The 14,174-nt window shown below is 40.9% G+C and carries 15 protein-coding genes and 1 riboswitch; all 15 genes read left to right on the forward strand.

The genetic code is table 11. The features are described from left to right. Window positions 1-14 precede the first annotated feature (14 nt). The 15 genes from motA (at window position 15) to AN392_RS01940 (ending at window position 14,172) form a co-directional block, all read left to right on the forward strand. Window positions 15-878 carry a flagellar motor stator protein MotA gene (gene motA / locus AN392_RS01870; RefSeq protein ID WP_010391179.1) on the forward strand — a complete coding sequence of 288 codons (864 nt, stop codon included), beginning with the start codon at window positions 15-17 and terminating at the stop codon, window positions 876-878. Further along, window positions 878-1,876, forward strand: a complete 999-nt coding sequence (locus AN392_RS01875; protein ID WP_055011664.1) for a flagellar motor protein MotB — start codon at window positions 878-880, stop codon at window positions 1,874-1,876. The genes motA and AN392_RS01875 overlap by 1 nt, the downstream gene beginning before the upstream one ends. Then, on the forward strand, window positions 1,869-2,267 hold the full coding sequence (locus tag AN392_RS01880; protein WP_055011665.1) for a PilZ domain-containing protein: 399 nt from the start codon (window positions 1,869-1,871) through the stop codon (window positions 2,265-2,267). The genes AN392_RS01875 and AN392_RS01880 overlap by 8 nt, the downstream gene beginning before the upstream one ends. A 33-nt stretch (window positions 2,268-2,300) precedes the next feature. Then, window positions 2,301-3,206, forward strand: a complete 906-nt coding sequence (locus tag AN392_RS01885; protein WP_055011666.1) for a FliM/FliN family flagellar motor switch protein — start codon at window positions 2,301-2,303, stop codon at window positions 3,204-3,206. Window positions 3,207-3,209: 3 nt separating this feature from the next. Then, a complete protein-coding gene (locus AN392_RS01890; protein WP_055011667.1) occupies window positions 3,210-3,542 on the forward strand; it encodes a FliM/FliN family flagellar motor switch protein in 333 nt (110 codons plus the stop codon). Between the two features lie 4 nt (window positions 3,543-3,546). Continuing rightward, window positions 3,547-4,299, forward strand: a complete 753-nt coding sequence (gene fliP, locus AN392_RS01895) for a flagellar type III secretion system pore protein FliP (protein ID WP_055011668.1) — start codon at window positions 3,547-3,549, stop codon at window positions 4,297-4,299. Further along, a complete protein-coding gene (locus AN392_RS01900) occupies window positions 4,296-4,565 on the forward strand; it encodes a flagellar biosynthetic protein FliQ (protein WP_010391187.1) in 270 nt (89 codons plus the stop codon). Before fliP ends, AN392_RS01900 begins: the two co-directional genes overlap by 4 nt. Then, on the forward strand, window positions 4,562-5,341 hold the full coding sequence (fliR, locus tag AN392_RS01905; protein ID WP_055011669.1) for a flagellar biosynthetic protein FliR: 780 nt from the start codon (window positions 4,562-4,564) through the stop codon (window positions 5,339-5,341). The genes AN392_RS01900 and fliR overlap by 4 nt, the downstream gene beginning before the upstream one ends. Window positions 5,342-5,345: 4 nt before the next feature. Next, the gene (gene flhB / locus AN392_RS01910; RefSeq protein ID WP_055011670.1) at window positions 5,346-6,476 is read left to right on the forward strand and encodes a flagellar biosynthesis protein FlhB; all 1,131 of its coding nucleotides are present in this window, start codon (window positions 5,346-5,348) and stop codon (window positions 6,474-6,476) included. A 16-nt stretch (window positions 6,477-6,492) separates the two neighbouring features. Next, entirely contained in the window at window positions 6,493-8,568 is a 2,076-nt protein-coding gene (flhA, locus tag AN392_RS01915) for a flagellar biosynthesis protein FlhA (protein WP_010391191.1), read from the forward strand. A 140-nt stretch (window positions 8,569-8,708) separates the two neighbouring features. Beyond that, window positions 8,709-8,791, forward strand: a riboswitch (cyclic di-GMP riboswitch). 97 nt (window positions 8,792-8,888) lie between these two features. Beyond that, window positions 8,889-9,761: an OmpA family protein gene (locus AN392_RS01920; RefSeq protein ID WP_055011671.1), complete on the forward strand. Its 873-nt coding sequence runs from the start codon at window positions 8,889-8,891 to the stop codon at window positions 9,759-9,761. A gap of 20 nt (window positions 9,762-9,781) precedes the next feature. Then, the gene (locus AN392_RS01925) at window positions 9,782-11,095 is read left to right on the forward strand and encodes a sigma-54 dependent transcriptional regulator (protein ID WP_055011672.1); all 1,314 of its coding nucleotides are present in this window, start codon (window positions 9,782-9,784) and stop codon (window positions 11,093-11,095) included. Window positions 11,096-11,112: 17 nt separating this feature from the next. After that, entirely contained in the window at window positions 11,113-11,436 is a 324-nt protein-coding gene (locus AN392_RS01930; protein WP_010391195.1) for a flagellar hook-basal body complex protein FliE, read from the forward strand. Between the two features lie 8 nt (window positions 11,437-11,444). Further along, window positions 11,445-13,172 carry a flagellar basal-body MS-ring/collar protein FliF gene (gene fliF / locus AN392_RS01935; protein ID WP_055011673.1) on the forward strand — a complete coding sequence of 576 codons (1,728 nt, stop codon included), beginning with the start codon at window positions 11,445-11,447 and terminating at the stop codon, window positions 13,170-13,172. Then, complete coding sequence (locus AN392_RS01940; RefSeq protein ID WP_010391197.1) at window positions 13,153-14,172, forward strand: FliG C-terminal domain-containing protein; 1,020 nt, start codon at window positions 13,153-13,155, stop codon at window positions 14,170-14,172. Before fliF ends, AN392_RS01940 begins: the two co-directional genes overlap by 20 nt. Window positions 14,173-14,174 lie beyond the last annotated feature (2 nt).

Here is a 14,174-nt window from a genome sequence, read left to right on the forward strand (position 1 = left end):
CTAAGGAATAAAGAATGCAAAGAGTTATAGGGTTAATAGTAGTACTTGCAACAGTATTAGGTGGTTTTGCGTTTGCGGGCGGCAACATTGCCACTATGTGGCAGCCATACGAGTTTTTAATTATTTTTGGCGCAGGTTTAGGGGCGCTAATTGTGGGTAATTCAAAGTATGTACTGACAGAAATGCTATCGCAATTAAAGTATCAATTTATTAGTGGTAAAGGAACCGATACGTCTGAGCTGTACCATGACTTACTACTCGTTATTTACTCTTTATTAGACTTAGCCAGAGTGAAAGGCATTAAAGGATTAGATGAGCATGTTGAAAACCCAGAAACCAGTTCTATTTTTCTTGCCTACCCTAAAGTGTATGAGTTCCCACAGCTAGTTACTTTTATTTGCGATAACTTACGTTTATTTAGTATGGGAAAAATAAACTCTCATGACTTTGATGCCATGTTAGAGCAAGAGATTTATACCATTGAAGAGCAACGTCTTAAACCTTCTCATTCACTGGCCAATATAGCTGAAGCTATGCCAGGTTTTGGTATTTTAGCAGCGGTTGGCGGCATTATTATTACCATGCAGCATCTTGATGGGCCTTTAAGTGAAATTGGCTACCATGTAGCCGCGGCGTTGGTGGGTACTTTTATTGGTATTTTTGCTTGTTACTGTTTAATTGCACCACTTGCCTCAGCAATGGAGCAGTATGTAAAAAAACAAGTGGCAATGTTTGAATGTGTGCGTGCCATGTTAGTGGCGCATGCTAAAGGGCATGTGCCTATTGTGGCGACTGATTCAGGCCGAAAATTAATTAATGAAGAAATTAAACCGACCTTTACCACCATGGAAGAGTGGATCACTAACAAGGCGGCTTAATGATGGAAAACAAAAATCAAGAAATCGTCATCAAACGCTCTCGTAGAAGAGCAACCGAAAAGCCTCATGGTGGTGCTTGGAAGGTTGCCTTTGCCGATTTTACTTTGGCGATGATGGCGTTTTTTATGGTGATGTGGATCATGGCGATCACCAATGAATCTGAGCGTGAAGAAATAGCACACTATATGCGAACTCACTCAATTTTTGATGGTGGCCCCGCTATTTTTGATCCTCAAAACAGCCCATTCCCCGTTGATTTAGGGGGATCTCCTTCTGTAATTAAGCACTTAGAGTCGGGAATTACGCCGCCGGACTCTCCAAAACCTGGAATGAGTGAAGTATTACAAGTGCCCGATGGCACCGTTGAGCCTAAAGCAGGGCAAGGCGAGAAGTTAAATTCAGCGATTGATAGCCAATTTGAAGCTTCATCTGAGCTGAGCTTATTACTGGAAAGTATTGATGAACTCAGTAAAGAAGAGTTACTAAAAAATAACTTACTAGTTGAAGAAGTGCCCTTGGGGCTCAGAGTGATCATTAGAGACGACAAGCACCACCAAATGTTTGAACGCTCAAAGTCGCAAATGACTCCATTTTTTGAAGATCTGTTTCTATACCTTGGCGGATTAGTTAAAGACATTAATAACAAAATCATTATTTCTGGGCACAGCGATGCCAGCTTATTTGTTGATGGCAGCTCTCGTAATTGGGACATTTCTGGCGATAGAGCGCAGCAAGCAAGAAAAGTAATGACCATGGGTGGAATGCCATCAAGCCAGGTGCTTCAAGTAAATGCGTTTTCATCAAATCGGCCAATTAATAAAGAAAATAAAAAAGCCAGCGAAAACAGACGTGTTGAATTGCTGATCTTAACTAAAGATGCGCAGGATAAATTTAACCAATTATTTGATGATAGCAACATTAACAATCCGATAAAAAAAGCGGCTGGTGCGGCAACGGCCAATAAACCCATGCTACGCCTTGAAGAGAATTATGAGTAACCAATCAGACACTAAACGAAGTTACAAAAGGTGGAACTTAAACCTCAAAGATAATTACGAGCCTGAGTCAGTTCAGCTTGGCGGGGTGGGCGTGCAGTTATTACGCCGTTGTTTTATTGATATTTCACTATGCCATGGTGTGGCAAAAGACATTAGCGTGGGCGGTGTGGGGTTATTAGTACCTGCTGAAAAGACGATCCCCAATAAAATTATTGTGGTGTTTGATAAAACCAATCGATTGGCTGGCAAGGTGATGTATCGCCGTGCAGTGAGTGAAAAATTAATGTTTTTAGGGGTTGAGTGGATAAGCAAAAATGAGCGCTTACGCAGCGATCTAGTTAATCGTTTACAGCTACAAGCCCAATTGAAAAAAGCAAAAAAACGAACATAAGCTGAATATAAATGAATCAGGAAAAACAGTGGTATGAGTAAAACGTTAAACGCTAAAACAAAGTTAATTAAAGCGAAAGATTCTGAGCATATTACGCCATTTGCACTCACGCTTGAGCAAAGAGCATATGAACAAGCACAACAAAAAGCAGCGCAAATAAACGTCAATATTCGTAAAGCATTGGAGTTAGAACTTGCCCAATTATTTAACGACAGCCGCTTTGATGTAGAAATTTCGCCTTGTTCGCATTCAACTATTAATAGTTGGTTTAAAGAATCGCCTAGAATATTTCTTGCCTGTCCTTTATTTGCACCCACTCAAGGCGAAGCTTTCTTAGCGCTTGATTTTCAAAGTGCTCATAAAACAGCTGATTTATGTTTAGGCGGGCAATTCAATAATTCAGATAATTCAAGCCACGATTACTCGCCTACCACGAATGAATTGAGTGCAACAGAGAGCCGTATTTGTGGCCGTTTATTACAACGCCAAGTGCAAGGTATTCAGGGCTTATTATTTAGAGAGCGCTCTGCGCTATTAGGTGAAATACAAAAATCACATGCTTTACCAGAAGCATTACAATATTTGGCTTTTAAAGTGCGGTTTATATTAGAAAGCCAAGTAATAAGTTGGTTTCTATGGCTGCCAATTAGCTTTTTTTGCGCAGCCGATAGCGAGCAAGACCCAGCAAGTAGCGACACACTCAATACCGATATGTGGACACAGTTTGCAGTGCAAGGCCAAATTGAAATGGCGAAGAAAAAAGTCACATTAAAACAACTGAAAGCCTGTGTTGCTGGTGGTGTATTACCGATTGAGCTTAATGAAGCGGCGCTATTTAACCTAGGGCATAAACAAATATTTAAAGGCCAAGTCGTTGAGCAAGAGGCTGGCTTAGCATTTCAAATCACACAATTATCAAACAATACAACGAGTAATTAAATTATGAACGAAAACCTTGATAGCGCCTTAGCGGGCTTAGAGCTGGATGCTTTTGATGGATTTGATGATAAATCTGCTGATAAAACGAACGAAGGCAATATGTCATTTTTTCAAGACGTTCCTTTGTTAGTGACTCTTGAAGTTGCAAGTACCGAAATTACCTTAGGCGAGCTTAGCCAAGCCAAAGAAGGCGACGTGCTTAAACTAGATAAAGTAGCCGGCGAAGCGCTTGATGTAAAAGTGAATGGGGTGTTTTTTGCTAAAGCAGAAGTCGTGATGGTTGAAGGGCAGTATGGTTTGAAATTTGCTCAAACAGATACCGCAAAGGATCAGTAAAAAAATGAATAAACGCGTAATTTTTAAAGTTAGCCTACTGTTGATCATGTTGTTTATACCAAGCTGGCTAAATGCAGAAGAACTTACGCTGTTTTCGCTAAAAGATACGGCTGATGGACAAGACTATAGCGTCAAATTACAAATACTTTTGTTAATGACGGTATTGAGCTTATTACCTGCGCTATTAATGGTTTTAACGTCTTTTACGAGGATTATCATTGTATTGGCTATTTTGCGCCAAGCAATGGGGTTACAACAAAGCCCGCCGAATAAAATTTTAATTGGCATCTCACTGATGCTCACTATGTTGATTATGCGACCGGTTTGGCAAGATATTTATCAAAACGCATATACGCCTTTTCAACAGCAAACCATAGGATTAGAAGACGCTTTACTCACCGCTGAAAAGCCTTTGCGTGCTTTTATGCTTAGACAAACTCGCGAAAGTGAATTACGCCAAGTGTTATTAATTGCCAATGAGCCAACTACACTCACCGCGCAAGAGATTCCATTTGAAGTATTAATGCCTGCCTTTGTACTAAGTGAGCTTACTACCGCTTTTCAAATTGGCTTTATGTTGTTTATTCCTTTTTTAATTATAGATTTAGTTGTCAGTAGTGTGCTGATGTCTATGGGTATGATGATGCTATCACCGCTGATCATTAGCTTACCGTTCAAACTCATGGTGTTTGTACTTGCCGATGGCTGGTCAATGATAGCAGGTACGCTGGCAGCAACATTTGGAATGTCACCATGACCCCAGAAATGTCGGTAGAGCTTATTTCAAGCGCGGTTTACACCATCATAAAACTGATTTTAGTCTTAATTGTGCCGGGTTTAATACTAGGTATTGTGGTGGCCATTATTCAAGGTGCGACCTCTATTCAAGAGCAAACCCTAACGTTCTTACCACGTATGCTATTAACCTTATTAATGGTGGTGTTTGCGGGGCATTGGATGCTACAAATTTTGATTGATTGGTTTGATAAGCTCAAATTTATGTTACCTGGAGTATTTGGTTGAGCTCATTACTCTCTTTAACGTCTACTGATTTAGTCAGCTGGATGGGCACGCTTTGGTGGCCATTTGTACGTTTTTCTGCACTTTTATGGTCTATGCCGGTATTTGACAATCCGGCAGTAACGCCGCGCTCTCGTATTTTAGTGTCTATGATGTTGGCTTTTTTAGTTGCTCCGCAGTTACCACTTGCACCTGCTATTGACTTGTTTTCTTTAGATGCCGCCATCTTAACCTTCGAACAAATTATTTTTGGGGTAATGATGGGGTTATCGCTGCGTATTTTGTTTGAAGTGATGGCAATGATAGGGCTGATCTTATCCATGCAAATGGGCTTATCAATGGCGCTAGTTATGGACCCCGGCAGTGGAAACCAAGTGGCATTATTGGGACAGTTATTTTGGATTATGTGTGCATTACTGTTTTTTGCCGCAGATGGTCACTTAATAACTCTACAAGTTATGGTAGAGAGCTTTCATAGCTTTCCGATTGGTCGCAGTATTTATGAGTTTGATATTCAGGCGATTATTATGTTGTTTGCGTGGATGTTTTCCTCTGCTTTATTGCTGTCGCTACCAGGGATAGTCGCCATGTTATTGGTTAACTTAACCTTTGGTGTAGCAAGTAGGGCGGCGCCGTCATTAAATATTTTTGTATTGGGTTTCCCTATGTCGCTATTGATGGGGTTTTTCTGCGTATTTATGACTTTAGAGTACACAGGAAGTGCGTTTTCAAGGCTAACGTATCATGTGCTAACAACCTTTGCACAGGCGATGAGGTAGCGGTATGTCTGAAAATAGCTCGCAAGAAAAAACAGAACAACCCACAGAGAAGCGATTAAAAAAAGCCAAAGAAGACGGCCAAGTCGCGCGCTCAAAAGAGCTCAATACCGCTATTTTACTCATGGTTAGTATTGCTGGGCTATTGTGGTTTGCCAATTTATTTTACAGCTTATTTGTTAACTTAATGAACAGCACTATGGTGCTGGATCATACGATTATAAATAATAAAAAAATGATGCCCATCGCGTTGGGCGACGCCATTATGAATATGCTATCAACCCTTACGCCGTTTTTATTATTAAGCTTTTGCGCAATGTGGATCACTGGGTGTTTACCTGGCGGGTTTGTGTTTTCAAAAAAACTCGTGGCGCTAAAAATGAGCAAGCTCAACCCACTAACCGGGTTAGGCAAAATGTTTGGTAAACAGTCGTTAGTTGAGCTACTTAAATCAATACTAAAAATAACCTTACTGGCGATTTGCTTATATACCTTTTTAACTAAGCTGTGGATGCAGCTGATGATGTTACAAAACTTAGATATAAAAGTGGCGATAGGCCAAGGCATTGAGTTGTTATTTTTATCGTTAATGATCACGGTAACTTTACTACTTTTTATTGCAGTTATTGATGTGCCTTTTCAGCAAAAACAGATTGCCGATAAAATAAAAATGACCCATCAAGAAGTAAAAGAAGAGCGTAAATCTTCAGACGGTAGCCCTGAGATAAAAAATAAAATTAGGCAAATACAATATCAGCAATCGAATAGAAAAATTGAAGAGCGTGTACCCACTGCCGATGTGATAGTGACCAATCCTACTCATTATGCTGTGGCAATAAAATACAGTGAAGAAGCGGCTAAAGCCCCTTATATTGTCGCTAAAGGCGTAGATGAAATGGCGCTGAGAATTCGCGAAGTGGCCCGTATGAATAACAAAGAAATAATAGAAATCCCTGCATTAGCACGGGCTATTTATTTTTCGACCCGGGTCGACCAAGAAGTGCCCAACGGCCTATACAGCGCCGTTGCCTATGTACTGACCTATGTATTGCAACTAAAAGCATATAAGCAAGGACGTGGGCAAGCACCCGCAGCCTTACCTGAATTAACAATCCCTAAAAACTTACAGAAACCTTAGATGTTGGAGTTATAATTTGAACTGGCGCAGTTTTACTCAACCTTATACCGCTATTCCTATTTTGCTGTTAGCTGTTTTGTCGATGGTTATTTTACCGTTACCAGGATGGCTATTAGATGCATTGTTTACCTTTAACATTGTATTGTCAGTGATTGTGTTGTTAGTCGCTGTGTCTACTAAAAAGCCGCTCGATTTTTCTGTATTTCCGACTATTTTGTTAGTCGCCACCTTGATGCGTTTAACCCTAAACATTGCTTCAACACGTGTGGTATTACTGCATGGCCATGAAGGCTCAGATGTGGCAGGTCGCGTTATTCAGGCCTTTGGTGAAGTGGTTATAGGCGGTAACTACGTCGTTGGTATTGTGGTGTTTGTTATTTTAATGGTGATTAACTTTGTGGTTATTACCAAAGGCGGTGAGCGTATTTCTGAGGTGGCTGCACGCTTTACTTTAGACGCTATGCCCGGTAAACAAATGGCAATTGACGCTGATTTAAATGCCGGATTAATTGGCCCTGAGCAAGCAAAAGAGCGACGCAGCACTATAGCCCAAGAAGCCGATTTTTATGGCTCTATGGATGGTGCATCTAAGTTTGTACGCGGTGATGCTATAGCTGGCTTAATTATATTAGTGATCAACCTGTTGGGCGGTGTTTCAATTGGTGCTTTTCAACATGGTTTAAGTTTAGCCGAAGCGTTTCAGCGTTTTGCACTGTTAACCATAGGTGATGGCTTAGTTGCGCAAATTCCTTCGTTATTACTCGCGGTTGCTGCTGCAATTATTGTTACGCGTATGAACGATGAAGGCGATGTAAGTGAAGCAGTAGGTAAGCAGTTACTTGCCTCTCCACGTGTTATTTTTACTGCTGCATTAATTATGGTTACGCTTGGTATTGTGCCCGGGATGCCCACTGTCGCCTTTTTAGGGTTTGCCGCGCCATTATTTTATGTTGCTTGGCGATTACAGCGCTCTCTCCCCGATAACTCTTTAATTGAAGCCGAACAAATGACCGACACCATTTTAAGTGAGCAACAGGCTAACTTAGAATGGGGAGATATTTCTCATGTTGATAAATTATCGGTTGAGCTTGGCTTTCGTTTGGTTTATTTAGCCGATAAAGACAAAGGGGAAGAGCTGGTAAAAACCTTAAGAGGTGTACGTAAAAATCTTTCTGAGCAGCTTGGATTTTTATTACCGGAGATCAGAATAAAAGATAACCTAAAATTAAATCCACAAGAATACAAAGTAAACTTAGCCGGTGTGCCTGTTGCAAGTGCTAATGTAAACGCCAAAGAACTACTCGCGTTAAACACCGGCGATGTATACGGCAGCTTAGATGGTGAATTAACCACTGATCCTGCTTATGGGCTTGAGGCTGTTTGGATAAAAGATGACAGTAAAACCCAAGCATTGAATATGGGTTACTCAGTGGTTGATTTAGGCACCATTATTGCTACTCATACCGGCAAAGTGATCAAAGAACATTTAGATGAGTTATTTAGTTATGAAGACGTACAAAAGCTTAATGAGCGACTAAAAGAAATCTCACCTAGCTTAGCCGAAACCTTCGAAAAAGCATTACCGACTAATTTACAGTTAAAAGTGATTCGTTTACTACTAAAAGAACACATAAGTATTAAAGACATAGTCACTATCGCCGGCACATTAATAGACAGTGTTGAGGTAACTAAAGATCCGATTTTACTGGTTTCAGACGTACGCTGCGCACTGCAAAAAGTATTGGTAAAACAGGTGATGGGTAATCGTGATGAACTCAGTGCCTACAGCTTAGATGAAAAACTAGAAAGCACCTTACAAAGCTCACTTGATCAAGCTATGCAGGCTGGCAAAGTTGTACTAGATAGTTTTGCGGTAGACCCTAATTTACTAGGGCAATTTCAACGCACAATGCCGATGATAGTCGAAGACATGAAATCAAGAGGGGTAACGCCTACATTAATCGTGGTGCCGCAGCTTCGGCCGCTATTAGCTCGTTACGCAAAAACCTTTACTAAGGGTAGCTTAGTTGTTCTTTCTTATAATGAAATTCCAGATACCATTCGGGTAGATATACTCGGTTCGTTGGGATGAATGACTGTAAAATGAGCATAAAATGAACTGGCTATGAATTTTATATAGTAATATTTGCATTTAATGATATTTAACTATAGTCTGTTGTTTTTATTGTACATAGTTACTAGTTTTTATATTGGTTTAAAATAATGCTTAAGTAAATTAAATGGCAAACTATGCGAAAGCATAGGACGCAAAGCTCCCAGTCTAAGGCTATCGCTACGATCGTGGGGTTACATTAACTTAGTGATATTCATTAATACTGTGTTTGTATTTGTTGTATTTCGCTATTGATTTAAAAAACTTAATTGTTCTATTTAACTTTATACGGAATATACATGAATAGATTAACTCAGCTGATTAAATTTGCATTGCCCTGTGCTGTGTTTATGTCCTCGCAGGGACACACATCAGAGCAAAACCTGGTGCAAAACTACGAAAGCTCTATTTGGTCAGTAAGTAGTAACCCGTTTGCGTGTTCACTCAAACAGCGCTTTGATAATTATGCGTTACTTGAAGTAAAAACCCTCCCAGCAAAAACTCAACAATTGGAATTTACTTGGCTTTTACAAGATAAACCAATAGTAGGTTTACACGTTTTATCTCGTAAAGCAGATTGGCAATCTGCAGATACCATTCTTACCGCCGTGAACTTTGTATCCTCTAATGTCGAAGATAACAAGGTGCAATTTTCTGCCGATATGACCGCATTACTTCGTGTGATTAAACAAGGCGGTTGGTTAGACACGCTAGTAAGCTTTGGTGATGAACAACTTCGCCTGACCTTTACTAATACCCATAGCGATAAAACAGTTGCCGATTATCAACAGTGTTTAGCTAATTTATCGCCGCTTTCTTGGGAGCAAGCACGCGATCATCAATTACAGTTTGCCAGTGGGCAGCGCACAGTAACAACGGCTAAAGATCTTAAATTTTTAAAAGATTTAGTGCGTTACATTTCTTTAGACAGTCGCGTTAGTAAAGTACTTGTGGATGGCCACACCGATAATACGGGCTCGCCGCTGTCAAATCGGTTGCTTTCAAAAGAAAGAGCAGATGACGTAGCTGCCAGACTCATTGAATTTGGCTTACCCAAAGACATGTTAGAAGTAAGAGCGCATGGTCAACGTTATCCCATTATAAAAAACTCGGAGCAGGGCGCATCGTCTAATCGCCGTGTTTTAGTTCGTCTTTTCCGACACTCAAGTTAATTGCACTGCAAAGGAAAAATATGAGTCAAAGATACCTTTTATGGATCAGTGAGCAGCAGCCAACGCCTGAGATTCAGCAAGTTGTATTTGCCGAAAACTTTAAGTTTCTGCATACAAATTCCATCAGCGATGCGGTTAGCCACTGCCTTATAAGTAAGCCAGAGCTTGTGTTTGTTGATGCGGATACTCAACAACTCGAACTGGTTGAATTAGTAAAATTACTGCGTAAAACATGCCCCACTTCGCAAATTGTGACGTTAGTCGATTCTTCACAAAGTGAAATTGCTTCAAAAACAATTAATAATGGTGGCGCTGTTGATTACTTATTAAAACCTTTCTTTGCTGAGCAGCTTAAAAAAACAATCAGAAACACTGATTCAATGAAGCATGGGTTTGAAGATTTAATCGCTGTTTCAACTAAGTCACAACAAGTACTGCGTTTAGCTAATCGAGCTGCCCAAACATCGGCAGGGGTGTTAATCACCGGCGAATCGGGAACAGGTAAAGAGAAGTTAGCGCACTTTATTCATAAATCCTCAGACCGTAAAGATAAGCCATTTATTGCAGTTAACTGTGCTGCAATCCCAGAAAATATGCTCGAAGCCATGTTATTTGGATTTAATAAGGGGGCATTCACCGGTGCGGTAAATGCTCAGCCGGGAAAATTTGAACTGGCCAATGGCGGTACTATTTTACTGGATGAAATTACTGAGCTGCCATTGGATTTACAAGCTAAATTACTGAGGGTATTGCAAGAGCGCGAAGTTGAAAGACTCGGTAGTCATCAAAAAATAAAATTAGATATACGCATTATTGCCGCCTCCAACCGCATATTGCGTGAACAAGTTGAGCAAGGCGCTTTTCGTGAAGACTTATTTTACCGTTTAGATGTATTACCGCTTAGTTGGCCTGCACTTCGGGATCGTGTTGATGACATCATTCCGTTGGCTTACCACTTTATCAAAAAATATGGCAACTCTGAGTTCCACATTAGTAAACAAGCAGAAGATGTGATGCTTTGTTACAACTGGCCGGGCAATGTGCGGGAAATTGAAAACGTGATTCAACGTGCATTAGTGATGGCCAGAGGTGTTGAAATTCAGGTTGAAGATTTAAATTTACCGCAATGTTCACCTGCAGCGGCGGCTTTTTGTGCCACGCAGTTGAAGGAGAATAAAAAGCAGGCGGAGTTTGATTATATATACAGTTTATTGAGTCGGTTTAAAGGTCATCGTACTCAAACAGCCCAGGCGCTTGGCGTAACTACCCGAGCATTAAGATATAAAATTGCCGCTATGCGTGAATGCGGTATTGATATTGATGCAATTGCATAATTTGAAGGAAAAAAAGAATGTCGCCAATTGAAAGTCAACAAATGATGCTGGGCAAAATGATGGACATGCAAAAAATTGCAGGTCCAGAGAGCATAGAGCCGGCTGCTATCAGTAATCAAAATGTAAATATTAGTGAAGACTTTAAGCATGTTATTCGCTCTATCAACGCCCAACAAAATATTGCCGGTGAAATGGTTAAAGCCGTTGATACTGGTGAAAGTGAAGATGTGGTAGGTGCGATGATCGCCAGTCAAAAAGCGGGGCTTAGTTTTTCTATGCTGATGGAAATGCGCAATAAAGTGCTCAATGGCATTGATGATGTCATGCGCATGTCACTGTAGAGGCTAATATGAAAGGAGAATTAGCAAAAGTACCTGAGCAAAATGAGAGCAACCTAAAAGAAAGAGTGGTTAATCTCTCCAACAAATTAAACTTCGGCAACTCAGGTGACAGAAGTGTCGCGACCATTGCTCTACTAGCGACATTAGTAGCGGCTACTATAGTCCTTATTTTATGGACCTCGGCTAAAAACTACGTACCGCTTTACGGTAATCAAGAAAGCTACGATAAAGCCAATATTTTAGAAATTTTAGATAAAGAACAAATCACGTTCCGCATCGATACCGATAGCGGTAATATTTTAGTGCCGCAAGAAAAATTGGCTGATGCGCGAATCACGCTGGCGGCGAGAGGAATAAAAGCCTCTATGCCTGAGGGTATTGAGAATATTAGCGACAAAGTGTCTATGGGCACCAGTCAATTTATCGAATCTATGCAATACCAGCATGCCTTGGAAGGTGAGTTGGCACGCACCATTATTAACATGCAAGGCATACGCAATGCGCGCGTGCACTTGGCAGTCCCTAAGCGCAGCTTATTTGTTGGGCGTACTGAGCAAAAAACCGCAGCGTCTGTGATGGTTGATTTAGCGCCAGGACACGAACTTAAACCAGAGCAAGTGGAAGCCATTATTGCACTGATTATTGGCAGTGTGCCTGGGCTTGATTCTCGTTCTGTGTCGGTGGTGGATCAGCGTGGTAAATTACTCAGCGGCGACTTATTTGATACCACTCCAGTAGGCAAAGAAACCGATAAAAAGCTCGCCTTTATTGAAAAAGTTGAGCGCAACATAGAGCAACGCGCCTCTATTATGTTGTTGCCAATTTTGGGTGAAGGTAATTTTAGAATTCAGGTTTCTAGTGATGTTGATTTTAGTGTGGTTGAAGAAACACGTGAAATGGTTGACCCACAAAATGTATTAACACAAGAGTTTATTAAATCTGATAGCACCCTAGATCAGCTGGCGGCTGGTATTCCGGGCTCTTTAGCTAATGAGCCACCTGTGCCTAACGAACAAGCTGAAGATGAAAACAACGAGCGAACTTCACAACGAAATGAGAGTAAACGACAGTTTGAAAATGGTCGCTCGGTAACTCATACCCAATTTGAAGTAGGCCGCATTAAAAACATGAGCTTATCGGTACTTATTAATGAGCAAGTAGCTGGAACAGCTGATGGCTGGAGCGAAGCAAAGCTCGCTTCATTAGGTGAAATGGTAAAAAAGGCTACGGGGTTTAACGACGCACGCGGCGATCAATTCAACATCACTAGCTTTGCCTTTGTAGAACAAAAAATACTAGCCCCAGGTGAAGGTCTTGAATGGTGGCAAATGCCCGAGCTTAAAGAGTATGCCCGTTATATTGTGGGTACTTTAATTAGTTTATTGCTGATTTTATTTGGTGTGCGCCCTTTAGTTAATCACTTAATAAAAGGTAAAAGTAACGAAGCAAGCAACGCCATGGCAACCGCTGATAATGAGGTTAAATCAGCCTCTACAGCAGAAAGACAAAGCAGTCCGCTTGATGACGCCATTAATGCTAAATCTCAGATAGAAAACTTAACCGCCAAAGAGGGCGCAAGCGAACATCAAAATATGTCGTTACCGCAAATAGGCAATGACTTTGAAGAACAAATAGCGCACATGCAGTTACTTGCTAATAAAGAAACCGAGCGTGTTACGTCGGTAATAAAATATTGGGTAGAACAAGGAGTTGAAATTGAATCAAGAAAAGCTTGATAAAGGCTCACAATTACCGGCGTTAGATCGCGCCGCTATTTTATTGCTAAGTATGGGCGAGGAAAATGCCGCCAGTGTCATTCGTAAATTAGGCCGCCGTGAAGTGCAGGCTATTTCTGAGCGTATGGCTAAAATTTCAAACGTTACTCAACAGGATGTTGCAGGCACCTTGAGTGAATTTTTTGATTGCTACCGCAATGAAAGTGGTGTCAATGGCGCGTCGCGTGTGTATTTAGAGCGAGCACTTGATAAAGCTGTCGGCCGTAAGCTTGCCAAAACTATGCTTGATGATATTTATGGTGGTGCCATGAATGACGATTTACGTCGTTTAGAGTGGATCCCGCCAGAGCTTATTGTACGCTTTTTAGATCAGGAACATGTGCAAATGCAAGCGCTGTTTTTGGCCTTTTTACCACCAGAGCAAGCCTCAGCCATTATTGTACTGTTTCCAGAATCGAAGCATGATGATTTACTGTATCGAATTGCCAGTCTTCGTGAAGTGAGCGAACACGTTATTGATGATGTGCGCTTAACGCTTGAGTCGTGTATTGAGTTTGTTGGCCGCCAAGTAGGCGCACAAGTGAATGGTGTCGATAAAGCGGTAGAAATTATGAATCGTTACAACGGTAATAAGAGCCAAATTATCGAACTAATGAAAAAACATAACACTAACGTAGCTGATGAAATACAAGAGAAAATGTACGACTTTGATGGCTTAATTAAGCAAACAGACGAGACACTAACCTTGTTGCTTAATGACATTCCTGATGAGTTATGGACTATGTCGTTAAAGGGTGTAAACAGCGAGTTTTTAGCGCGTGTTTTAGGTGCACTACCTAAACGTTTAGCGCAAGTGTACCAGCAGCAAATTGATGGTTTAAGCGCGCAACCACTGAGCAAAGTGATTGCCGCCAGAAAAGAAATTATGTCGATAGTTAGAGACATGAGCAAACAAGGTGATATTGAATATCGCTTATTTGAAGAAGAGACCGCAGGCTAACT

Origin of the sequence: Pseudoalteromonas sp. P1-16-1b (assembly GCF_001401785.1) — a bacterium.
Classification (GTDB): Bacteria; Pseudomonadota; Gammaproteobacteria; order Enterobacterales; family Alteromonadaceae; genus Pseudoalteromonas; species Pseudoalteromonas undina.

Coding starts and splice junctions, on each gene's coding strand:
- fliF (WP_055011673.1), top strand. CDS start 11,445: ATGAAAGGAGAATTAGCAAAAGTACCTGAGCAAAATGAGAGCAACCTA.
- flhB (WP_055011670.1), top strand. CDS start 5,346: ATGTCTGAAAATAGCTCGCAAGAAAAAACAGAACAACCCACAGAGAAG.
- AN392_RS01920 (WP_055011671.1), top strand. CDS start 8,889: ATGAATAGATTAACTCAGCTGATTAAATTTGCATTGCCCTGTGCTGTG.
- AN392_RS01875 (WP_055011664.1), top strand. CDS start 878: ATGATGGAAAACAAAAATCAAGAAATCGTCATCAAACGCTCTCGTAGA.
- AN392_RS01890 (WP_055011667.1), top strand. CDS start 3,210: ATGAACGAAAACCTTGATAGCGCCTTAGCGGGCTTAGAGCTGGATGCT.
- AN392_RS01900 (WP_010391187.1), top strand. CDS start 4,296: ATGACCCCAGAAATGTCGGTAGAGCTTATTTCAAGCGCGGTTTACACC.
- AN392_RS01885 (WP_055011666.1), top strand. CDS start 2,301: ATGAGTAAAACGTTAAACGCTAAAACAAAGTTAATTAAAGCGAAAGAT.
- fliP (WP_055011668.1), top strand. CDS start 3,547: ATGAATAAACGCGTAATTTTTAAAGTTAGCCTACTGTTGATCATGTTG.
- AN392_RS01930 (WP_010391195.1), top strand. CDS start 11,113: ATGTCGCCAATTGAAAGTCAACAAATGATGCTGGGCAAAATGATGGAC.
- motA (WP_010391179.1), top strand. CDS start 15: ATGCAAAGAGTTATAGGGTTAATAGTAGTACTTGCAACAGTATTAGGT.
- AN392_RS01880 (WP_055011665.1), top strand. CDS start 1,869: ATGAGTAACCAATCAGACACTAAACGAAGTTACAAAAGGTGGAACTTA.
- AN392_RS01925 (WP_055011672.1), top strand. CDS start 9,782: ATGAGTCAAAGATACCTTTTATGGATCAGTGAGCAGCAGCCAACGCCT.